We start from the raw sequence: 21,874 nt of genomic DNA, 5'->3' as shown, positions 1-21,874 counted from the left end.
AACCTCACTGACGCTGGTCGTCCACGGTGACGCCTTTTGGCGGCGTGAACTTGAACTTGTCGGCGCTGATGCTGCCGTTTTGCTGGCTCTTAAGCGTATAGCTACTGCGCTGGCCGTCCTGTTCAATCGCACTGAACTGGTTAATGGTGCCGTTAGTAGAGACATTAATCGTAAACTGCTTCAGATTACCGTCCGCATTTTTCGGCGTCAGGGAGAAATCGTCCCCTTTCTGCGCAACATTATACTGCTTCCAGTCGCTCGACTGGTTACGCGCAATCAGCATAAACGGCGTATTGCTGGTGGCGTCTTTCAGCCAGCTGGCGCTAACCTGTTCAACGAACGGGTTATAGAACCACAGTGTTTTACCATCAGAAATCAGCGTGCTTTCGTCCGGCGCGGTCATATGCCAGTTAAACAGGTTGGGACGCTCAACCCACATCTCACCTTCACCGTCCTGTACTGAAGCCCCGCTGCCGTCGGTGACTTTCTGATTAAAGGTGGCATGGAAGCTTTTCACCTTATCCAGGCGCTGTTGCAAATCGCTGGAGGCATCAGCCCACACCGCAGAAGAAGAGAACGCGGCCAGCAGACAGCAGGAAATCATTAATTTTTTCATTACGGCATCCTTATTAAAACTCTTTTATCCCGGTCCGGGTTGAGCGTGACAGGAATAACTTTAGCCAGGCGCTGAAGACAGCGACAGGAGAAAAAACTGAATTCTCCCGGCCACATCATGCCAATATGGGGGCAACCGTCTTAAATTCAACAGGCCAGGCAGAGCCTGGCCTGTTGGGCAGTATTCAAACCACGTTATTATCGCTCATGCGGCGGAGGTGCCAGCACCTCGCGGTTACCGTTATGCCCCGGTGACGAAACGATTCCCTGCGCTTCCATCTGTTCGATGATGCGCGCAGCGCGGTTATAACCGATACGGAACTGTCGCTGTACGCCTGAGATAGAGGCGCGACGCTTATCAACTACAAACTCCACGGCCTGATCGAAAAGCTGATCAAGCTCTTCATCACCGTCCACACCGCCGGAGCCCGATTCTGCGTCTTCACCACCGCTGAGAATGCCCTCTTTATACTGAGGACGTTCACGCGCCTTCCAGTCTTTCACGACGGCATGGACTTCCTGGTCCCGGACGAAAGCACCGTGAACACGAACCGGAATCGACGAGTTCGGTGCAAGATACAGCATGTCCCCCATCCCCAGCAGTGACTCAGCACCGGACTGATCGAGGATAGTACGCGAGTCGATTTTACTGGATACGGTAAAGGCGATACGTGTCGGAATATTGGCCTTGATCAGGCCAGTGATGACATCAACCGATGGACGCTGTGTCGCCAGTACCAGATGGATACCCGCAGCACGCGCTTTCTGCGCCAGACGCGCGATCAGCTCTTCCACCTTTTTACCGACAGTCATGATCAGGTCGGCAAACTCATCCACCATCACGACGATGTAAGGCTCTTTTTCCAGAACCGGCGGCGTCATATCCATACTGTCCGTTGGCTTCCAGAATGGATCAGGGATCGGCCTGCCCATCGCCTCAGCCATGTCCACTTTCTCGTTATAACCGGCGATATTACGCACACCCAGTGCAGACATCAGTTTATAACGTCGCTCCATCTCAACCACGCACCAGCGCAAGGCGTTTGCCGCATCTTTCATATCGGTGACCACATCGGTCAGCAGATGAGGAATACCTTCATAAACGGAAAGCTCAAGCATTTTCGGGTCGATCATGATAAAGCGCACTTCTTTCGGCGTGGCTTTATAGAGAATACTGAGGATCATGGCATTTACCCCCACCGACTTACCGGAACCGGTCGTACCGGCAACCAGCAGGTGAGGCATTTTGCCCAGGTCGGCGACAACCGGATCGCCCGAGATATCCTTACCGAGCACAATGGAGAGCGGTGACGGATTATCGCGGAAGGCGGGACAGTCCAGCACTTCACGCAGATACACCGTCTGACGCTTCAGATTAGGTAACTCCAGCCCCACGTACGGACGCCCGGGAATAACCTCCACCACACGCACCGCTACGGCAGACAGTGAACGCGCCAGATCCCGGGAGAGGTTAGAAATACGTGCCGCTTTCACGCCGGGTGCCAGATCCAGTTCGAAACGGGTGATCACCGGTCCCGGCGAGTAGCCCACGACATCTGCTTTAACGCGATAATCTGCCAGACGCGCCTCAATCAGACGGGCGGTCTGTTCCAGCGCAAACTGATCGACCGGCTCTGTTTCTGCCGGTGGCGATGAAAGCAGATCGAGCGTAGGTAATGGTGTCGTCGGCTTGTACGTTGGCTGCTCATGACGCATTAGGAACGGATGGATAAGGCTTTCCATATCCGGCTCCTGCGGTTTCACCGGCTGCGCTGCGGGTGCTGCAGCGGTCTGCCAGGCAGGGGTCGCGGCAGCGGAAGGCGGCGTTGGCTGCTGCTGTACAGCGGCAGGCTGTTGCACCGCCACGGGTTGTTGTACGGCAGCAGGCTGCTGCCATGAAGGCGTTGCAGGGGCATCCGGTTCAACTTCGGCCACAGGCGGCAGGGTAAACAGGGGTTCAACCGGGCCATCATCCACCAGATCGTCCATCGGTGAGAAGTCAAATGCTCCCGCCGTGTCGAGAGTGAAGGCCGGCCGGTGGGTTTGCTCTTCACCGGTATAGCGCTGCTGCTGCTGTTCAGCAAACTGGCGTGCCAGCGCAGCCTGCTGCAGTGCATCTTCATCCTCAGAGGCAAATGACTCACCGTAGCGCTGCTGTTCGCGCGCCAGGAAAGCTTCCCGCAGTTGATTCTGCTCTGCATCATCCTGTTCTTCAGGGGTGGCCATTTGCCCGTTAACCGGGTCTGAGGCCGTTACTTCAGGCTGACGCTGATCCTGCTCTTTGGCTTTTTCTTCAGCTATACGCTGAGAAGGCAATTTGATCCCATACGAAGCCAGCTCACGGCGAGTCGGTAATTTTACCGGATTCGGACGCGGCAGTTCGGGACCAATACCCTGCTTAACCTGCGGGTTAAGATCTTCTCCACTGGTGGCAGTAAAGCCTGGCATAAATGGCGTGTTGCTGGTGGCAGACTGAGCCACGGCACCAATGGCCGCACCCGTAGCGGCGGCAGCAACGCTGGCAGGGTGGGACGCATGCGGCGTAGAGAAATCAAACGGCGACGACGCGGAGCTATCCTGCCAGTTCCCCATCTTCGGCCCCTCATCGTCCTCAACCGGCACAGAAGGTGCCGGGGTATGAACGTCAGTGGGCATTTCAAAACGATACAGCGACGGCTGCGGTGCAGCGGTCTGCGCTTCGGCAGCAGATGCAGGTGTAGGAGCAGCAGGTGCAGGTGCAGGTGCAGGCTGAACCTGAACAGGTGGCGCAGGAACGGCAACCGCGGCGGCAGGTTCCGGCACGACCGCTCTCACCGCTGGCGATGCCAGCAGTGGATCGTCCTGCTCATCATCCTCTTCCGCATAGAGAGGCTGCGTTTTTTTCAGCAGAATATCATCACTGTCGTCCGCATCCTGCGCCACGCTGCGCCTGACGACCGGAGTATCCCGTTGCTGATCCTCGTCCCCCTCTTCATGCCACTCGTCCTCAGCACGTGATCGGTTGCTGGCAAAAGTGAGAACCCCCATGACCACGCCGCCAATTTTTTCAGCAATCGTCAGCCATGACCAGCCAGTGTAGAGCGTCAGGCCGGCAGCCCAGATACACAGCAGTGTCAGCGTGCCGCCCGGCCCGCTAAAATACGGTGCCATCGCATTGCTTAACAGGCTGCCGATCACTCCGCCGGATGCGAAATACCAGATATCGTCAGCGTTGATTGCGGCCAGTCCACACGAGGTCACGACCAACGCCAGCACGCCAATCATGCGCAGTGCGACGGCAAAATAGTCGATGTAATCCTGAACGTGACGCTGACTGAAAGTGATCCAGCACAGGCCAAGAATCACCGGCGGAAGGGCGTAAGCCATCACGCCAAAAATGAAGAATAGCGTATCGGCAAGCCAGGCCCCTACCCCTCCCCCTAAATTGTGGATGGGCTCATGCCAGGCCGTTTGTGACCAGCTGGGGTCGGAAGGGTTGAAGCTGACCAATGCCACCATCAAATAAATGGCAAAAAGAGCAACCACAATAAGTAGTGCTTCAAGCAGACGACGGCCGCTGCTCAACGGTTGTAACGAAACGTCTTTATCTTCTGTGTATTCCTGGCTCAAGAGTACTCTCCAGGTGCCTGTAAACTATGAAGGTAATCGCGCCGGGTCTCCCCGGCGCTGAACCTGTATGAATTCACAGGAGTGTACCGAAACCCAACAGGTTTTGCACCTGTCCTGTGTTACCGGGTTTTAATCACTAACCGGTTACTTTGTTTCACTTCTTCCATCACCACGTAGGTACGGGTATCGTTCACGCCCGGCAGGCGTAGCAAGGTTTCACCCAGCAATTTACGATAAGCGGACATATCGGGCACGCGGGTTTTCAACAGATAGTCGAAATCACCGGAAACAAGATGACACTCTTGAGTTTCCTCAAGTTTTTGCACAGCGGCGTTAAATTGCTCAAACACATCCGGCGCACCACGATTCAGAGTAATCTCAACGAAAACCAGTAACGAGGCATCCAGATAATGAGGATTGAGCTGCGCGGTGTAACCCAGAATAAAGCCCTGTCGCTCCAGACGACGAACTCGCTCCAGGCAAGGTGTCGGAGATAATCCGACGCGCTTCGAGAGTTCGACGTTCGAAATACGGCCATCCTTTTGTAATTCATTCAGGATATTACGGTCAATTCTGTCGAGATCTTTACCCGGTCGTTTTTTATTGTCTACCATTATTATTGTCTCTCTAAAAATCCTTCCCTCTACCTGCCATACCCTGAACGACATCAATGTAACAGGGTTGATCTCAGCGAAGACATAGAGCCTGTGGCAGTTAAAAACCGCCTTATCTGCATGAAGCATGTTGTCTGTCCACACCATGCGTCATTCCAGATAACAGGCTGAGTCTATCCGGCCATAAGCGCAAAACGCGGGATGAACTCCTGCCCTTCGCAACCTGATACACTCTGCTTCTTATAATGTTTTCGCAAATGCGTAGCCGATTGTCAAAGCAAAACAAACAAAATCAGTACAACATGCCAAACCAGAGCCTGTCTCTCTGTTTTTCAATGACAATTTTACCGTTAAAAAGGCCAATACATAGCAAGAAGTGCTTTTTTAAGTACGCCAGCCCCCCATGCAGCCAGACGATTGGTAAAACCTTTTTCATTAATTGTTAACAAAATCGCAGAATGCTTTTTTTGCCCCGCCAAATTCCCTACAATCCGGGTATAGGTTTGCCAGTTAATTAATGAGGGTTTCATGGGTACGGCTAAACACAGTAAATTACTGATTCTGGGCTCGGGTCCGGCAGGCTATACCGCTGCCGTCTACGCAGCCCGCGCTAACCTGAACCCGGTGTTGATCACCGGCCTGGAGAAAGGGGGTCAGCTGACCACCACCACCGACGTCGAAAACTGGCCTGGCGATGCCAATGAGCTGACCGGCCCGCTGCTGATGGAACGCATGCACGAACATGCGGTGAAATTTAATACTGAGATCATCTTTGATCATATCCACAGCGTTGATTTACAAAATCGTCCATTCCGTCTGACCGGCGACGAAGGTGAATACACGGCTGATGCACTGATCATTGCGACCGGGGCATCGGCCCGCTATCTGGGCCTGCCTTCTGAAGAGGCATTTAAAGGTCGCGGCGTGTCAGCCTGTGCAACCTGTGATGGTTTCTTCTATCGCAATCAGAAAGTTGCGGTAATTGGTGGCGGTAATACCGCGGTGGAAGAAGCGCTTTATCTGGCGAATATCGCCGCTGAAGTGCATCTTATTCACCGCCGTGACAGCTTCCGTGCGGAAAAAATTCTGATTGACCGCCTGAACGAAAAGGTCAGAAACGGCAACATTGTTCTGCACACTGACCATACCCTGGATGAAGTGCTGGGCGATCAGATGGGGGTCAGTTCCCTGCGTCTGCGCTCGACGAAAGACGATGCAACGAAAACCCTGGAGGTGGCGGGTCTGTTTGTCGCCATCGGCCACAGTCCGAATACCGCTATCTTTAACGGTCAGCTGGCACTGGAAAATGGCTATATCAAAGTCCAGTCCGGTATTCAGGGCAATGCAACGCAAACCAGTATCCCTGGCGTATTCGCGGCGGGTGACGTTATGGATCATATTTACCGCCAGGCAATCACTTCTGCCGGGACGGGCTGTATGGCCGCGCTGGACGCTGAACGTTATCTGGATGGTTTAGTTAAAAACAATCAGTAAGTTGTTAAAATTCTGAGCTAATCTTGCCTTAGGCGACGAGCAATTGTCGCCTTTTTACCCTTCTCATTGTACCATTGCCACGCTTAACACCTATCTTCCTGAGGGCTTTGCCTCACTACTGTTTACGTCAGGGCAATACGGCAACAGATGAATAAAACACGACAACAACACCTCACCCGCTGGCTGAAAAGTCAGAGTGTGCATGGCCATCGCTGGCTGCGCCTCTCCTTCATGTTGGGTACATTAAGCGCCCTGCTCATCCTGGCCCAGGCCTGGTTCCTTGCCTCGTTACTGCAGGCGTTGCTGGTGGACCACCAGCCCAGGGAAACGCTGCTGACCTCTTTTGCCCTGCTGCTGGCCTGTTTCGCTGGCCGTGCTTTGCTGGCATGGCTACGCGAAAAAGTCGGCTTTAAAACCGGACAGGTGATTCGCCAGACGTTAAGGAGCCAGGTACTGGATCGCTTATCTGATCTGGGCCCGGCATGGATACAGGGTAAACCGGCCGGAAGCTGGGCCACGCTGCTGCTGGAGCAGATTGAAGAGATGCAGGATTACTACGCCCGCTATCTGCCACAGATGATGCTGGCTGGTGTGATCCCATTACTGGTGCTCATTATGCTGTTCCCGGTAAACTGGGCGGCCTCCCTTATCCTGCTGGCTACTGCGCCCCTTATTCCCCTGTTTATGGCGATGGTCGGCATGGGTGCGGCAGATGCAAACCGCCGAAATTTCCAGGCACTGGCACGTCTCAGCGGCCAGTTTCTCGACCGCCTGCGCGGGCTGGAGACCCTGCGTCTGTTCCACCGTGCCCGGGCTGAAACGGAAACCATCGCAGAAGCTTCCGATCAGTTTCGTCAGCGCACGATGGAAGTGCTGCGCATGGCGTTTCTTTCTTCCGCCGTGCTGGAATTCTTCGCCTCGATCTCTATAGCTCTGATCGCAGTCTACTTTGGTTTCTCTTATCTCGGCGTCTTCGACTTTGGCCATTACAGTGCTCCGGTCACGCTATTTGCCGGATTCCTCGTCCTGATCCTCGCCCCTGAATTTTATCAGCCGCTGCGTGACCTCGGGACTTACTATCATGCCAAAGCGCAGGCCATTGGTGCCGCAGATGCTCTGCAAACGTTCCTTGAAGAGAGTGAAGCGGCCTCCGTGGAACGGGGCACACTGACTCCTGACCTGAGCCACGGCTTCAGTCTGGTGGCACAGGACCTGGTAATAATGACGGCCGATGGCACCCCGCTGGCCGGGCCACTGAATTTCACACTGCACCCCGGACAGCGTATCGCGCTGGTTGGACAAAGCGGTGCAGGCAAAACCTCACTGATGAATGTCTTGCTGGGCTATCTGCCCTATCGCGGATCTCTGAAGGTGAATGACGTTGAGGTGCGCGATATCGATCTGCCGCACTGGCAGCAGCAGATTGCCTGGGTAGGGCAAAACCCCCACCTCCCTGCCAGCACCTTACGGCAGAATATTTTGCTGAGTGGTCACCACGATGACGCCCGCCTGCAAGAGGTGCTGGCCCTGGCCGGGGTCAGTGAATTCCTGCCCGCCCTGCCCGCGGGCCTGGATCATGAAACCGGTGATCGCTCCGCACGCCTTTCCGTCGGCCAGGCGCAGCGTGTGGCCGTTGCACGCGCCCTGATGAAACCCTGCCAGCTGCTGCTGCTCGATGAACCGGATGCCAGCCTGGATGCGCAAAGTGAACAGCATGTGAACCACGCGCTGCTTCAGGCATCGCACACTCAGAGCACACTGCTGATCACCCACCAGCTGGACCGTCTGGATCAGTGGGATGAAATCTGGCTGATGCGTGATGGCGAAATTGTCCAGACCGGAAGCCACGAGATCCTGGCCCATGAGCCGGGCCCCTTTGCCGACCTGTTGGCCCAGCGAGGAGGATCGCTCGAATGAAAACCCTGCTGCCGTTTTTAAAACTGTATCGCCGTCATATTATCCGGCTGCTGGCCGGTATCGTGCTGGCGGTACTGACGCTACTGGCCAGCATTGGCCTGCTCACGCTCTCCGGCTGGTTCCTTGCCGCTACCTCCCTCGCTGGTGTGGCAGGCATTTACAGCTTCAATTATATGCTTCCTGCCGCAGGCGTGCGCGGCGCGGCCATCAGCCGCACGGTGGCACGTTATTTAGAGCGTCTGGTCAGCCATGACACGACCTTCCGCGTGCTTCAACATTTGCGCGTGTTTACCTTCAGTAAGCTCATGCCCCTCTCGCCAGCCGGTATCGCCCGCTTTCGCGAAGGAGAGTTGCTCAACCGTCTGGTGGCAGATGTCGATACGCTGGATCACCTCTATCTGCGGGTGATCTCACCGCTGGCCGGTGCGCTGGCAGTGATCGTAGTGGTGACCACTGGCCTGAGCTGGCTCGATAGCGGGCTGGCGCTGACGCTGGGTGCGCTAATGCTGTTGACGCTTATCGCGATCCCGCCGGTATTTTACCGTGCCGGGCTGCCAGTAGGTGCTGATTTAACCCGGTTGCGCGGGGAGTACCGCAGCGGCCTGACACGCTGGTTACAGGGGCAGGCTGAATTAAGCCTGTACGGTGCCGCGCGCTCGTTCCGCAGCGCGATGGAGGCAACCGAACAGGGATGGCTGGCCGCACAACAGCGCCAGGCCAGTCTCACCGGTCTTTCTCAGGGGCTTGTCATGCTGATGGGAGGGATAGCCGTGACCCTGCTGCTGTGGTTAAGCGCCAGCGGCATTGGCGGCGACCCGTATCCCGGGGCCTATATTGCGCTGTTTGTATTCTGTGCGCTGGCGGCCTTTGAGGCGCTGGGGCCGGTCGGCACCGCCTTCCAGCATCTGGGCCATGTGATTGCGTCAGCACAGCGCGTTTCGCAAATTATCGAACAACGTCCAGCCGTCAACTTCTCCTGTCAAGGCGACCAGCCACAGCGTGCCGGTGCCGCGCTTGGCCTGAAGGATGTCAGTTTCCGTTACGGCGATGAGGGCACATTCGCTATCGCAGGAGTGACACTGGATATTCGCGCTGGCGAACACATTGCCCTGCTCGGTCGTACAGGCTGTGGTAAGTCAACACTGTTGCAGCTCCTCACCCGTGCCTGGGACCCGCAGCAAGGTGCCATTTTGCTCAATGACCAGCCGCTGGCTGACTGGAGTGAAGCCGAGCTGCGCGCCCGCACCAGCGTGGTCACTCAGCGTGTCCATCTGTTCAGCGCCAGCCTGCGGGACAACCTGATCCTTGCGGCACCCGGCAGTAGCGATGAGGCACTGTGTGACGCGTTGCTGCAGGTAGGTCTGGAAAAACTGTTGGATAACGATCAGGGCCTCAATGCCTGGCTCGGCGAAGGCGGCCGACAGCTTTCCGGTGGTGAACTACGTCGGCTGGGACTGGCCCGCGCACTGCTGCATGGCGGAGATCTGATGCTGCTGGATGAGCCGACGGAAGGGCTGGATGCGGAAACCGAGCAGCAGATCCTGACCCTGCTGCGGGATGTTGCCCAAGGGAAAACGCTGATTATGGTGACCCACAGACTGCGCGGGCTGGCACACTTTGACCGTATTTGTGTTATGGACAACGGACAAATCATTGAACAGGGAAATCATCAGGAATTAGTCTCAAAACAGGGGCGTTACTGGACATTTCTGCAGCGCTTTGCGCTATAGTCATTAGCTCTCATGCTGCTGAGAACACCCTATGCGCCTGATCCAACTTTCCCGTGAATCGCTGAATTTCCCGCCGCCAGAAATGGCGCTGCGGGAACCTAACGGCCTGCTTGCCATGGGCGGGGATCTGAGCCCGCAGCGCCTGCTTAATGCTTATCACCGGGGTATTTTCCCCTGGTTCTCCCCTGGGGATCCGATCCTATGGTGGTCACCCGACCCCCGCGCCGTGCTGCTGCCGGAACGTTTCCATCTTAGTCGCAGTATGAAACGCTTCCATCAAAAATCGCCCTATCAGGTCACCCTGAACCAGAGATTTCAGCAGGTCATCGAAGGCTGTGCCTGCGATCGCGAGGAAGGCACCTGGATCACACATGAAGTGAAACGCGCCTGGCAAAAGCTGCACGAACTGGGCCATGCTCAGTCAGTTGAAGTGTGGCGTGAAGGGGAACTGGCTGGCGGGATGTATGGGCTGGCGCTGGGGCAAATTTTTTGCGGTGAATCGATGTTCAGCCGAGGTGAAAATGCGTCGAAGACCGCACTGCTGGTCTTCAGTGATTATTTCCGCCAGCGGGGTGGTCGGTTGATTGACTGTCAGGTGCTCAATCCGCACACGCTCTCCCTGGGCGCAGAGGAAATCTCCCGGGCGGCCTATCTTCAGTCTGTCTCCTCACTGGCGCATCTGCCGCTTTCAGCAGACTGCTGGCTGCCCCGACGGCTTTTTTAATGGATTCGTTCGATGTTTTCCACGCAACACCGTGAGAACAGTGATATAATATGCGCGTTTGGTATGTCGTCCGCCTTTCACCGGTACAAGATGGTGATGCGGAATACCAGGCTGGGAATCTCAACGCACCTTTTCAGAACTGTTTTAATCGTGCGACAAAGCATATATTTAAACAGATTCTTAGCCCGCTGTTCCCCCACGCTGACGTCTCTGACTCCAGATTTATTCGTAATCCGTCTGCGCAAGGTGCGCGTGAGAGGGATTGATGTGGATGAATTCATCCGCAATTCTTTACTTAATACGTGAAATTCGGCATTATCTTGCCGGTTCAAAACTAAGGTAGTCCACCTAGAGGATTCGATGGCCAAAGAAGACAATATTGAAATGCAGGGTACCGTACTTGATACGTTACCTAACACCATGTTCCGCGTTGAATTGGAAAACGGTCACGTGGTTACCGCTCATATCTCCGGTAAAATGCGCAAAAACTACATCCGCATCCTGACGGGCGACAAAGTCACTGTAGAGCTGACCCCGTACGACCTGAGCAAAGGCCGCATTGTCTTCCGTAGTCGCTAAGTAACGCATTCTGTCGTGCTGCCGCGTTGATCGCCCGCAGCACCCTTAATCCAAACCGGACTCATTCAGTCCGGTTTTTTTTATGTATTTTTTTTGACGACTAAAGTGCCTTTCCCTCCTGCCGATAAATCAGAATAATCCTAAAAAACGACTGAATAAATCAGTCTGGCTTACTCTGATGGTGGCAAATCAATGAACAAAGCGTTGTACTCTTTCCCGTTAAAGCCGCTGGTTATCGCGCTGGCTGCTGCTCAAAGTTTTCTCTCTCTGGCAAATGCAACACCGCAACAAATGTCTCAAACAATTGATGCCACTTATGCCAGCAACATCCCCTTAAACATTACCACCGAGACGTTGTTCATCAATAATGATGGCAGCATTTATACCGCCTCGGATGCGGTGACTAACACGCTGAATACCCTGCTGGTCGATAACATGGGTACGATCGTCTCGCAAGATTCCTATGCACTGAACAACCAGTCGACGATCGATACTCTGCGCAATTCTGGCACCATCAGGATGGGAGAGAGTGGCAACGCGGGAGTGGGGAAAAGCGCCATTATCAACAGAAACGGGGCCACTATAGGTACCCTGCTCAATAGTGGCGTTATCTCGACTGGCTTCAGTAATGACCCCATGATGTCGCAAACGCTGTCGGGTATCAGCAATGCCGGCACCCTTGGTAAGTTGATCAATGATGAAAGAGGTTATATTTCAGGTAGTCGTGCTGGCATTTTGAACAGCGGTCTCATCACAGAGCTGAACAATGCGGGTATTATCACCACCACAAATAACGGGTTTATGAACAAGGCCACTGATGCCATCATCAACAATCGCATCATTGGCAGCATTATTAACAGTGGGACGATTGCGGGTAATATCAGGAATAACACGATTAATGTCCTGTCGATTTCGGGTGGCAGCCTTCAGCGGGGCATCCTGACCGGTAGCCAAAATTTGATGGGGATGTCATTTGGCTCACCGTTTGCGTCCCCTGTAGGTACCATCCTGAGTAACGCTGCCGACGTGCGTTTACAGCAGGGGATGCTGCACCTGAATGACAACGCCGAATTGGGTGGCAGCCATACACTGACCAACAATGCCGACGTATTAATTACTCAGCCACTGACCATTAATGGCAACTACCATCAGACCGCGGAGGCGATCCTCAATATCGGCGTTACGGACACGACCGCGACGACAGGCACCCAGCTCGACACCCACTACGGTCGCCTGAATGTTAGCGGCAATGCTCTGATTGACGCCGGGTCGACAGTGCGTTTGAGCAACACGGGCAGCAGCTATGGATTTGCCAGTGGTCAGCGCTATCTGGTGATCAGTGCAGGCAATGCCACCTACAACGAAAACAGCCTGACTTATGTTGCAGATAACTATAACGGTAAGGTCTCTGCCAGAGTGATCGACAACGGCAACAGCAACGATCTCGCGCTCTATCTTGATGATGCGGTTACCCCACCGATCACACCACCGGTCACGCCGCCCGTGACACCACCGGTCACGCCGCCTGTAACACCACCGGTCACGCCGCCTGTAACACCGCCTGTAACACCGCCGGTCACGCCGCCTGTAACACCACCGGTCACGCCGCCTGTAACACCACCGGTCACGCCGCCTGTAACACCACCGGTCACGCCGCCCGTGACACCACCGGTCACGCCGCCTGTGACGCCTGATAACCCTGTTGCTACGCAGCCACTGCCGAACACGGGTAACGCGATCGCTTCAATCAACGGTCTTTCGGGGTATAGCGGTTTTTCTGCTGGTTTACTTGACCTGTTTAACGCCTCAAAAACCATCGATACGCAGGCAGAAGCCAATCGCGTTGGCGAGCAGCTGACCCCGTCACAAAACAGCATGGCATCAGCGGCCACCTCTGCGGCATCGATGGATGCGCTGGGAGTGATAGGGGGGCATCTGGATGGCTTGCGCCTCACCCCCGGGGCCAGCGCGCGCGGGATTGCCACCGGAGACGACAGCCTGGAGTGGGCGGCGTGGGGCAAACCGTTTTACGGGAGTGCGCGCCAGGGGAGAGTCGATGACGTTAGCGGTTATCGTGCACACTATGCCGGCCTGGTACTGGGCACAGATCGTCAGTTCCTTGATAGCTGGCGTGCCGGTGTGGCACTTAGCTACAGCCGTACTTCAGTCAAAGGCGCGGATAACCTGAAGGGCAGTAACAGCGATGTGGACGCGTGGGGCGGTATCCTTTATGCCACCTACAGCGGTGATCCCTGGTTTGTTAACCTCAGCACCAGCCTGACGCGTCAGGTCTATGACAGTCAGCGTTCCGTTAACTTTAGCGGCTTTAGCGACAGTGCCAGTGGCCACTTCCACGGACAGCAGGTCGCCGTGAAGTCTGAAGCAGGCTACCCCTTCCTGCTGGGAGAAAACACGACGGTAACCCCGCTGGCGAGCCTGAGCTACAGCTACCTGCATCAGCAAGGCTATCAGGAAAACAGCGGCAGCGGCAGCGCCCTGACGGTAGACAGCGCACACAGCCAGTCGGTGGAGAGCAGTCTGGGCGCGAAACTCGCGCACAGCTGGTCAACCAGTGCCGGCGATCTGTCCCCGTTTGTACAAGTCATGTGGACGCACCAGTACGATCGCAGCCGTATGACCACCACCTCAGGGTTCAGCGCGGACAGTCTGGGCGAAACTCGCTTTACTTCCCAGGGGGCCAGCCCGGCGGCTGACAGCGCGGACACCAGTGTGGGTCTCGCCCTGTCTCAGGCTGATGACCTGACGCTGGAAGCCCGTTATGATTTGCAGACAGCGCCACACTTCCAGGGCCAGATCATCAGCCTGCAAGTCCGTAAGCTGTTTTGATTAGCCGATGAAACTCACGCTAAGTCTGGTGCCGGTGTGTTGCAGCCTGTTACTTGCAGGCTGTATGGCAGAGAACCGGGTTGCTACCGCCGACGCCATTGCGCGTCAGGCGGATTTAAAACCGGCCGACATCCCTGCCGGCCCTTTTGTCCTGCGCGGGTGGAAACGGATTTACGATCCCCATCAGCCGGTTCATCTGTATATCGAAGGGGACGGATTTGCCTGGGTGACGCCCGGCCAGCCCTCGCGCGACCCTACCCCGCTGAACCCGGTTGCACTCAAGCTGGCCGCTGCGGATAACGCGGTTAACGTGGCCTATCTGGCACGCCCATGTCAGTACGTCCCCATGGGCCGCAACCCTGCCTGCAATCAGAGCTGGTGGACTGACCGTCGTTTCGCTCCGGCGGCGGTCGCCGCAATGAATAATGCCATCAGCCAGGTCATGCGCTCAGCCCCCGGACAGCCGCTGATACTGGTAGGATATTCCGGCGGGGGAGCCATCGCGGCCCTGGTGGCCGCACGGCGGAGTGATGTGCAGTCGCTGCGCACCGTGGCTGGCAATCTGGATATGGACGAAGTGAATCGCCTTCATCATGCCAGTCCGATGCCGCTGTCGTTGAATGCAAAATCGGTTGCGCCTGCACTGGCTGGCTTGCCGCAAATCCATTACTCCGGCAGTGCCGATCGCATCATTCTTCAGCGTGTGACTGAGGGCTACGTCAGTGCCAGCCATTCGCCCTGTGTAAAGTGGATCAGCGTGCCCGGAATGACCCATGGAGGGGATTGGGACAGACTCTGGCCCACGCTGTTAATGCAGCCGCCAGACTGCGAATAGATAAAAAAAGCCTGATGGGTAACCATCAGGCTTTTTTATTAACGCAGGGCGGGCTGATTAGTGCACTGTGCCTTCTGCTTTGCGCTTTTCAGCACTCAGGAAGTGGTAAGTGAGCTGGTTTTTATCTTTATCCAGCGCCACAGAGACTGATCCCCCATCAACCAGTGAACCAAACAGCAGCTCATTAGCCAGTGGTTTTTTCAGGCTCTCCTGCACGGTACGGGCCATTGGACGTGCGCCCATTGCCTTGTCGTAGCCTTTTTCTGCCAGCCAGTCCCGGGCCTCGTCGCTGACCTCCAGCGAGACGCCTTTTGCATCCAGCTGCGCCTGGAGTTCGACAATAAACTTGTCGACGACCTGGTGGATCACCACCTGATCCAGATGTTTGAACCAGATAATGTTATCCAGGCGGTTACGGAATTCTGGCGTAAAGATCTTTTTGATCTCTTCCATGGCATCCGTACTGTTGTCCTGCTGGATCAGCCCGATAGATTTACGCTCCGTTTCACGTACCCCGGCGTTAGTGGTCATCACCACCACGACGTTTCGGAAGTCCGCTTTACGGCCGTTATTGTCGGTCAGCATACCGTTATCCATCACCTGCAACAGCAGGTTGAAGACATCCGGATGTGCTTTTTCGATTTCATCCAGCAGTACGACCGCATGCGGATGTTTGATCACCGCATCGGTTAACAGCCCACCCTGGTCAAAGCCTACATAGCCCGGAGGCGCGCCAATCAGGCGGCTGACCGTATGGCGTTCCATGTACTCAGACATATCAAAGCGCAGCAGCTCAATACCCAGCGCCTTAGCCAGCTGAACGGTGACCTCGGTTTTACCCACACCGGTCGGGCCAGCGAACAGGAAGGAACCGACCGGTTTACGATCCTGCCCCAGGCCTGCACGGCTCATTTTGATCGCTTCAGTCAACACCTCAATGGCGTTGTCCTGACCGAATACCAGCATCTTCAGACGATCGCCCAGCGTTTTCAGAGAGTCGCGGTCCGATGCCGATACGCTCTTCTCAGGAATACGCGCAATGCGTGCCACCACCGTTTCAATATCTGAAACGTTAACGGTTTTCTTGCGCTTACTGACCGGCATCAGTCGAGAACGGGCACCGGCTTCGTCAATGACGTCAATAGCCTTATCAGGCAGATGACGGTCGTTGATGTATTTCACCGCCAGTTCCACTGCCGCACGAACCGCTTTCGCCGTGTAACGCACGTCGTGGTGGGCTTCGTACTTCGGCTTCAGACCATTGATGATCTGGACAGTTTCCTCGACGGTTGGCTCGGTAATATCAATTTTCTGGAATCGGCGTGCCAGCGCACGATCTTTTTCGAAAATATTGCTGAATTCCTGATAGGTGGTGGATCCCATTACGCGGATCTTGCCACCCGACAGCAGCGGTTTGATCAGGTTTGCAGCATCCACCTGGCCACCCGATGCCGCACCGGCTCCGATGATGGTATGGATCTCGTCGATAAACAGAATGCTGCTGGTGTCCTGCTCAAGCTGTTTCAGCAAAGCTTTAAAGCGTTTTTCAAAATCGCCGCGGTATTTGGTGCCGGCCAGCAGTGAACCAATGTCCAGGGAATAAATGGTGCAGTCCTTCATGACTTCGGGAACATCACCCTGCACAATGCGCCAGGCAAGGCCTTCCGCAATCGCCGTTTTACCCACACCTGACTCCCCCACCAACAGCGGGTTGTTCTTGCGACGGCGGCACAGTACCTGAACAGCACGTTCCAGCTCTTTATCACGGCCGATCAGCGGATCGATACCGCCTACGCGGGCAAGCTGGTTAAGGTTGGTGGTGAAGTTTTCCATACGTTCCTCCCCGCCTGCCTGCTCTTCATTGACCGGATTTTCCGCACCCGAAGCCGGACCCGGTTCATCTTTGCGCGTACCGTGAGAAATATAGTTCACCACATCCAGGCGGCTGACTTCATGTTTACGCAGCAGATAAGCCGCCTGCGATTCCTGTTCGCTAAAGATGGCGACCAGAACATTTGCGCCCGCCACTTCGCTGCGGCCGGATGATTGCACGTGGAAGACGGCACGCTGCAGTACGCGCTGGAAACTGAGCGTCGGCTGTGTGTCGCGCTCTTCCTCACTGACCGGCAAGACCGGGGTGGTTTGTTCAATGAAGGCTTCGAGTTCCTGGCGTAAAGCCACGATATCCACCGTACAGGCTTCCAGTGCCTCTCTGGCCGACGGGTTACTGAGCAGAGCCAGTAACAAATGCTCGACGGTCATAAACTCATGTCGGTGCTCGCGCGCTCTGGCGAAAGCCATATTTAAACTGAGTTCCAGTTCTTGATTGAGCATAGGCACCTCCCCCATTAGATCGCCTTATTCAGGCTTTTTCCAGCGTACAAAGCAACGGATGCTCATTTTCCCTGGCATATTTGTTCACGTGCGCGACCTTGGTCTCTGCGACTTCCGCAGTAAATACACCACAAATCGCCTTTCCCTGGTAGTGAACTGCGAGCATCAGTTGCGTTGCACGTTCAACATCATAAGAAAAGAACTTTTGCAGAACGTCAATAACAAATTCCATAGGCGTATAATCGTCATTGTTCAGAATAACTTTATACATCGAGGGTGGCTTGAGCTCCTCGCGGACTTTGTCGTCTGCAAGTTTTTCAAAATTCAGCCAATCGTTAGTCTTTCCCATACCTGTCCAGAGTGATCAACATGACTTACTTACGCCACACTACCATTATTCAGGTTAGGAATAACATGAACATAATGTTGTGCCGCGCGGTTGAAATGGTGTACTGAAATCATCAATCGCGACCTTCATCACAAAATTTGCAATAGCGTTAACTGCTTCAAATTTTGATAATTTCATCCCCGTCTCTGCGTCCCGTTTGCTTGACCGTGGAAGCGAATTCTCTACAGTACAAGCACAGGCTGGATGCGATTTGACCAGCCCTCAGGTCAAAAGCCTGAACACCTCACTCAATTTTGAATGTCTTGCGAGGGATGTAGAAGCATGGAGACGGGTACTGTTAAGTGGTTTAATAACGCCAAAGGCTTCGGTTTCATCTGTCCGGTGGGCGGCGGCGAAGATATTTTCGCACACTACTCAACGATTAAGATGGACGGCTACAGAACACTGAAAGCCGGGCAACAAGTCCAGTTTGATCTGCATCAGGGGCCCAAAGGCAATCATGCCAGCCTCATCGTCCCTGTGGAAGAGGCCATCGCCATCAGTGCGTAACCCCCTTCCTTTATTCTGTACAACCCTACGATAAAATGCCAGCCAGCAATGCTGGCATTTTTATGCTTAACCCTGACTACTAACCTATATGGGTCGCTATACGCCTTTTTCAAGGCTCTGAATACCGCCCCCCTAAAAACGACGGCGTCAGCGACTAATCCGCATTGCCCCGCGCCAACTGCTGAACCCGTGAGAACATGCTGCGCAGCAGTTCAGGCACGGACTCCGTTCCGCGCGAGGCGGCCTCTGAGGCCACCGCAATCGCCAGCTCTGGCTTGGACGCATGCTGGATAGCTTTAGCAATAATGCGCCGCAGGTTCAGCGGTGCACCCGCAGGCAGCCGGGCCATACGATGATAAACTGCTGCGAATCCCTGCTTGTACAGGAAATGCTCCATATCCAGTGCGGGTAATTGCGTCAGGTAATGATCTTCGCCTCGATCCCCCTGCTCCAGCATACTGCGGGCGGTGGCGGCATACTTCCGGCCCGCATCGTCACCGTCGGTGAGGACATGCCATGCGATGCCCATGCGCCGGGCAAATTTTAACAGCGGCCGTAAGCCTGACTGGGCAAACTCAATCACCTTTATCCCTTCTGCGGCAAAGTGGTAGCCGCACTGCCTGGCCAGCTCGTTCATCACCCAGACTTCCGTCTCGCCTTCAACCAGCAGCCAGCAGCGGGCAAACAGCGACGACGGGCGGTTAAAACGGATATGGAAAGCAATACGGCGGCTGTCTTCGGCGCTCATGCCTGACGGACCAATGCGCCACGCAGCCACGCGTCCGGGCTCACGTACCAGACGGCATACCTGTTCTACCGGTACCTGTGACAGCAGTTCGCCAGAGTTGGTGGTCACCATTTTTTGCAGTGGAAGCAGGGACAGCAGTTCCCAGGCAACGGACAGCATGATGGGGTGCAGCCGGGTCTCCGGATCCTCCAGCACCAGCAGCGGACGAGCCTGGGCATCCAGCTCCCGGGCATCGCGCGCCTGTACCAGCAGCGCAAACAGACGCAGCAGGATCAGCCGACGGCTGCGGTCGCCTCCGGCAATCAGATGGTTCATCTCCCCCAGGTGACGCCAGCCGCTCCCGGACTCACGCTGCAGGTGAGAAAGCCGGCTACCCGGCAGTGAGGCCTGCGGTGACTGAAAGGAAAAATAGTGTTCCACCAGCTGCCGGAGCGTGTTGACGCCTTCGCGCAGAGCGCTGTCCGACAGATTTTGCGGGCTGGCCCCCCCGTCGCGCAGCAGATCTTCCATGATACTGGTCAGTTCGGCAAACGGTGCGGCGGGCAAGGCCGCTGCCGCGTCATGAGGCTGACGGCGGCTGAAACGCGCATCGCGCAGGCGCAGTACCGGGTGCAGGCGGATAAGCGTTTTGATCGCCGTCAGCGCGCGCTCATCCGCAAGCAGCGGCTGACTGTGGGCATTAACAAACTGCCGGTGGGTGATCACCTCCCCGGTGTCCGGCTGGTGTCCCGCCATTTTCAGCGTCAGACGCCGGAACCCGTCTTCTCCGCGCCACCACAGTGGGGAAAAAACCTGATAGTGAGGGGCATCTGCCTCCCCCGCTTCACGTTCACAGAAGGTAAAAACCACCTGCAGATCCCGTTCGCGGCGTGCTGCATCGCCCTGTGTGAAATGAAAGTCATTGGGCCTGAAGGCATAAAGATCGGGTTGAGGTGCCAGCAGGAGAGTCAGTGCATCCAGCAGGCTGGATTTCCCCCAGGCATTTTCGCCGATCAGGACATTGGTTCCTTCCAGCGGCAGCGACAGCTGACTGATGCCACGAAAGCCGGTAACGGCCATATTTTCCAGAATCATCTTCGCCCCTGTTATCCCTGTTTTAATCAGAATGGTCGGCCAGTGCCTGTCGGTCAAGCTGCGGGGAAAAATCGTTTTTTAGGCCGTCCCCTTTGCGCCAGATCAAACCCAGGTGGGTTAACGGCACGAGCCCCTTGTATCCGTCGCCGGGATCTCTTACATAAGATGTATATTAAATACATCTTATAAAAGGTGAGATCATGTTCTGTATTCAATGTGAGCAAACTATGCGTACACCGGCCGGTGACGGCTGTGCCTACGCGCAGGGGATGTGCGGTAAAACAGCGGAGACCTCTGATTTACAGGACCTGCTGGTCGCAGTCCTTCAGGGGCTGTCAGCCTGGGCGCTGCAGGCACGCAGTCTGGGGATTATCGACCATGAAGTGGACAGCTTTGCCCCACGCGCGTTTTTCTCCACGCTGACGAACGTCAACTTTGATTCACTGCGTATTGTAGATTATGCGGTTGAGGCCATTGCGCTTCGCGATCGCCTGCAGCTGCGCTGCGTAGACGCGGGCGGCAGCCTGGTACTGGACCATCCGCTGGCCTCACTTTCTATGACCAGCCGCGAACCAGCTGGATTGCAGCAGCAGGCCGCGCAGTTTGCGTTGAATGCTGCCGGCGTCAGCGCCGACATTCTCGGGCTGCGCCTGCTCTGCCTCTACGGGCTGAAAGGGGCCGCAGCGTATATGGAGCATGCCCACGTCCACGGTCGCTTCGACACGGGTATCTACGCTGAATATCATCAGATTATGGCCTGGCTGGGAACGCAGCCATCAGAGATGGCTGATCTGGTCAGTTGCGCCATGCAGATTGGCAAAATGAACTTCACCATCATGGGCATGCTTGATGAAGCGCAAACCACCGCCTATGGCGATCCGCAGCCCGTCAACGTCAACGTCCGGCCGGTGGCCGGTAAAGCCATTCTGATTTCCGGCCACGACCTGAAAGATCTGCAGATCCTGCTGGAGCAGACCGCTGGCCGCGGGATTAACATTTTCACTCACGGCGAAATGCTTCCGGCACACGGTTATCCCGCGTTAAAAAAATATCCGCATCTGGCAGGCAATTACGGTAGCGGCTGGCAGAACCAGCAAACGGAATTTGCCCGTTTCCCTGGCCCCATAGTGATGACCTCCAACTGTATTATCGATCCGCTGGTGGGCGATTATCAGCATCGTATCTGGACGCGCAGTATTGTCGGCTGGCCCGGCGTAAACCACCTGGAGGAGGATGATTTCTCGGCGGTGATTGACCAGGCGGAATCCATGCCGGGGTTCCCGTGGAGTGAAATCCCCCATGAAATCACCGTCGGTTTCGGCCGTAAAGTGCTGATGGAGGCCTGCGACAGCGTCATTGACCTGGTCAGCCGGAAAAAGCTGCGCCATGTGTTTCTGGTGGGCGGCTGCGATGGCAGCCGCGACCAGCGCAGCTATTACACCGATATGGCGCTGGCGATCCCCGATGACTGTCTGATCCTGACGCTGGCCTGCGGGAAATACCGCTTTAACAAACTCGATTTTGGCCAAATTGAGGGGCTGCCCCGCCTGCTGGACGTTGGCCAGTGTAACGACAGTTATGCGGCCATTATGCTGGCGGTAAAACTGGCGGAGAAACTGAACTGCGACGTGAACGACCTGCCGTTATCACTGCTGCTGTCCTGGTTTGAGCAGAAAGCTATCGTGGTACTGCTCACGCTGCTCTCTCTTGGGGTAAAAAATATCCGTACCGGCCCAACAGCACCCGCGTTCCTCACCGACAATCTGATGGCGCTGCTGCAGAAAGAGTTCGGCATGATCCCGGTCAGCAGTGTGGAAAACGATCTGGCTGACATCCTTGGCAACGCGGAGTAACGA

At 55.6% G+C, this 21,874-nt stretch carries 16 protein-coding genes; 9 read left to right on the top strand and 7 right to left on the bottom strand.

Features of this window, described 5'->3' with window-relative positions; all coding sequences use genetic code 11:
• Positions 1-4: 4 nt before the first annotated feature.
• From lolA to ACZ3HG_RS15895, 4 genes are all read right to left on the bottom strand, one after another.
• Positions 5-616 (bottom strand): outer membrane lipoprotein periplasmic chaperone LolA, encoded by a 612-nt coding sequence (gene lolA, locus ACZ3HG_RS15910; RefSeq protein WP_191933301.1) that lies wholly within the window; start codon positions 614-616, stop codon positions 5-7.
• 197 nt (positions 617-813) lie between these two features.
• Positions 814-4,224 carry a DNA translocase FtsK 4TM domain-containing protein gene (locus ACZ3HG_RS15905; protein WP_465333357.1) on the bottom strand — a complete coding sequence of 1,137 codons (3,411 nt, stop codon included), beginning with the start codon at positions 4,222-4,224 and terminating at the stop codon, positions 814-816.
• A gap of 119 nt (positions 4,225-4,343) precedes the next feature.
• Positions 4,344-4,838 carry a leucine-responsive transcriptional regulator Lrp gene (lrp, locus tag ACZ3HG_RS15900; RefSeq protein ID WP_006118610.1) on the bottom strand — a complete coding sequence of 165 codons (495 nt, stop codon included), beginning with the start codon at positions 4,836-4,838 and terminating at the stop codon, positions 4,344-4,346.
• Between the two features lie 350 nt (positions 4,839-5,188).
• A complete protein-coding gene (locus tag ACZ3HG_RS15895; RefSeq protein WP_191936447.1) occupies positions 5,189-5,368 on the bottom strand; it encodes a hypothetical protein in 180 nt (59 codons plus the stop codon).
• Here ACZ3HG_RS15895 and trxB point away from each other — a divergent pair.
• From trxB to ACZ3HG_RS15860, 7 genes are all read left to right on the top strand, one after another.
• A complete protein-coding gene (trxB, locus tag ACZ3HG_RS15890; RefSeq protein WP_191936446.1) occupies positions 5,367-6,332 on the top strand; it encodes a thioredoxin-disulfide reductase in 966 nt (321 codons plus the stop codon). The genes ACZ3HG_RS15895 and trxB overlap by 2 nt on opposite strands.
• A 147-nt stretch (positions 6,333-6,479) precedes the next feature.
• Complete coding sequence (gene cydD / locus ACZ3HG_RS15885) at positions 6,480-8,249, top strand: heme ABC transporter permease/ATP-binding protein CydD (RefSeq protein ID WP_191933304.1); 1,770 nt, start codon at positions 6,480-6,482, stop codon at positions 8,247-8,249.
• On the top strand, positions 8,246-9,979 hold the full coding sequence (cydC, locus tag ACZ3HG_RS15880) for a heme ABC transporter ATP-binding protein/permease CydC (protein ID WP_191933305.1): 1,734 nt from the start codon (positions 8,246-8,248) through the stop codon (positions 9,977-9,979). The genes cydD and cydC overlap by 4 nt, the downstream gene beginning before the upstream one ends.
• Positions 9,980-10,010: 31 nt before the next feature.
• Positions 10,011-10,703 carry a leucyl/phenylalanyl-tRNA--protein transferase gene (gene aat / locus ACZ3HG_RS15875; protein WP_191933306.1) on the top strand — a complete coding sequence of 231 codons (693 nt, stop codon included), beginning with the start codon at positions 10,011-10,013 and terminating at the stop codon, positions 10,701-10,703.
• A 360-nt stretch (positions 10,704-11,063) separates the two neighbouring features.
• Positions 11,064-11,282 carry a translation initiation factor IF-1 gene (gene infA / locus ACZ3HG_RS15870; RefSeq protein ID WP_002211347.1) on the top strand — a complete coding sequence of 73 codons (219 nt, stop codon included), beginning with the start codon at positions 11,064-11,066 and terminating at the stop codon, positions 11,280-11,282.
• Positions 11,283-11,474: 192 nt separating this feature from the next.
• Complete coding sequence (locus tag ACZ3HG_RS15865; RefSeq protein WP_465333354.1) at positions 11,475-14,129, top strand: autotransporter family protein; 2,655 nt, start codon at positions 11,475-11,477, stop codon at positions 14,127-14,129.
• 7 nt (positions 14,130-14,136) lie between these two features.
• The gene (locus ACZ3HG_RS15860; RefSeq protein WP_191933308.1) at positions 14,137-14,964 is read left to right on the top strand and encodes an alpha/beta fold hydrolase; all 828 of its coding nucleotides are present in this window, start codon (positions 14,137-14,139) and stop codon (positions 14,962-14,964) included.
• A gap of 57 nt (positions 14,965-15,021) precedes the next feature.
• Here ACZ3HG_RS15860 and clpA read toward each other — a convergent pair whose 3' ends face one another.
• Entirely contained in the window at positions 15,022-17,298 is a 2,277-nt protein-coding gene (clpA, locus tag ACZ3HG_RS15855; RefSeq protein WP_191933309.1) for an ATP-dependent Clp protease ATP-binding subunit ClpA, read from the bottom strand.
• A 28-nt stretch (positions 17,299-17,326) separates the two neighbouring features.
• Positions 17,327-17,647 carry an ATP-dependent Clp protease adapter ClpS gene (clpS, locus tag ACZ3HG_RS15850; protein ID WP_062746725.1) on the bottom strand — a complete coding sequence of 107 codons (321 nt, stop codon included), beginning with the start codon at positions 17,645-17,647 and terminating at the stop codon, positions 17,327-17,329.
• A 321-nt stretch (positions 17,648-17,968) separates the two neighbouring features.
• Here clpS and cspD point away from each other — a divergent pair, with 321 nt between their 5' ends.
• Positions 17,969-18,196, top strand: coding sequence for a cold shock-like protein CspD (gene cspD / locus ACZ3HG_RS15845; protein WP_133841057.1), 228 nt, complete (start codon positions 17,969-17,971; stop codon positions 18,194-18,196).
• A gap of 154 nt (positions 18,197-18,350) precedes the next feature.
• Here cspD and ACZ3HG_RS15840 read toward each other — a convergent pair whose 3' ends face one another.
• Positions 18,351-20,018 carry a DUF2813 domain-containing protein gene (locus tag ACZ3HG_RS15840; protein WP_465333351.1) on the bottom strand — a complete coding sequence of 556 codons (1,668 nt, stop codon included), beginning with the start codon at positions 20,016-20,018 and terminating at the stop codon, positions 18,351-18,353.
• Between the two features lie 200 nt (positions 20,019-20,218).
• Between ACZ3HG_RS15840 and hcp the strand changes: the two genes are divergently transcribed.
• Positions 20,219-21,871 (top strand): hydroxylamine reductase, encoded by a 1,653-nt coding sequence (gene hcp / locus ACZ3HG_RS15835; protein ID WP_465333349.1) that lies wholly within the window; start codon positions 20,219-20,221, stop codon positions 21,869-21,871.
• Positions 21,872-21,874 lie beyond the last annotated feature (3 nt).

This window comes from Erwinia sp. PME.40.26/001, from assembly GCF_055556675.1.
This window is presented reverse-complemented; position numbering and strand designations above follow the sequence as displayed.

Bases quoted from the DNA above. Each gene is read 5' to 3' on its own strand.
- ACZ3HG_RS15895 (WP_191936447.1), bottom strand. From the start codon at position 5,368: ATGAAACCCTCATTAATTAACTGGCAAACCTATACCCGGATTGTAGGG.
- clpA (WP_191933309.1), bottom strand. From the start codon at position 17,298: ATGCTCAATCAAGAACTGGAACTCAGTTTAAATATGGCTTTCGCCAGA.
- ACZ3HG_RS15865 (WP_465333354.1), top strand. From the start codon at position 11,475: ATGAACAAAGCGTTGTACTCTTTCCCGTTAAAGCCGCTGGTTATCGCG.
- cspD (WP_133841057.1), top strand. From the start codon at position 17,969: ATGGAGACGGGTACTGTTAAGTGGTTTAATAACGCCAAAGGCTTCGGT.
- hcp (WP_465333349.1), top strand. From the start codon at position 20,219: ATGTTCTGTATTCAATGTGAGCAAACTATGCGTACACCGGCCGGTGAC.
- cydC (WP_191933305.1), top strand. From the start codon at position 8,246: ATGAAAACCCTGCTGCCGTTTTTAAAACTGTATCGCCGTCATATTATC.
- ACZ3HG_RS15860 (WP_191933308.1), top strand. From the start codon at position 14,137: ATGAAACTCACGCTAAGTCTGGTGCCGGTGTGTTGCAGCCTGTTACTT.
- lrp (WP_006118610.1), bottom strand. From the start codon at position 4,838: ATGGTAGACAATAAAAAACGACCGGGTAAAGATCTCGACAGAATTGAC.
- clpS (WP_062746725.1), bottom strand. From the start codon at position 17,647: ATGGGAAAGACTAACGATTGGCTGAATTTTGAAAAACTTGCAGACGAC.
- trxB (WP_191936446.1), top strand. From the start codon at position 5,367: ATGGGTACGGCTAAACACAGTAAATTACTGATTCTGGGCTCGGGTCCG.
- aat (WP_191933306.1), top strand. From the start codon at position 10,011: ATGCGCCTGATCCAACTTTCCCGTGAATCGCTGAATTTCCCGCCGCCA.
- lolA (WP_191933301.1), bottom strand. From the start codon at position 616: ATGAAAAAATTAATGATTTCCTGCTGTCTGCTGGCCGCGTTCTCTTCT.
- ACZ3HG_RS15840 (WP_465333351.1), bottom strand. From the start codon at position 20,018: ATGATTCTGGAAAATATGGCCGTTACCGGCTTTCGTGGCATCAGTCAG.
- cydD (WP_191933304.1), top strand. From the start codon at position 6,480: ATGAATAAAACACGACAACAACACCTCACCCGCTGGCTGAAAAGTCAG.
- infA (WP_002211347.1), top strand. From the start codon at position 11,064: ATGGCCAAAGAAGACAATATTGAAATGCAGGGTACCGTACTTGATACG.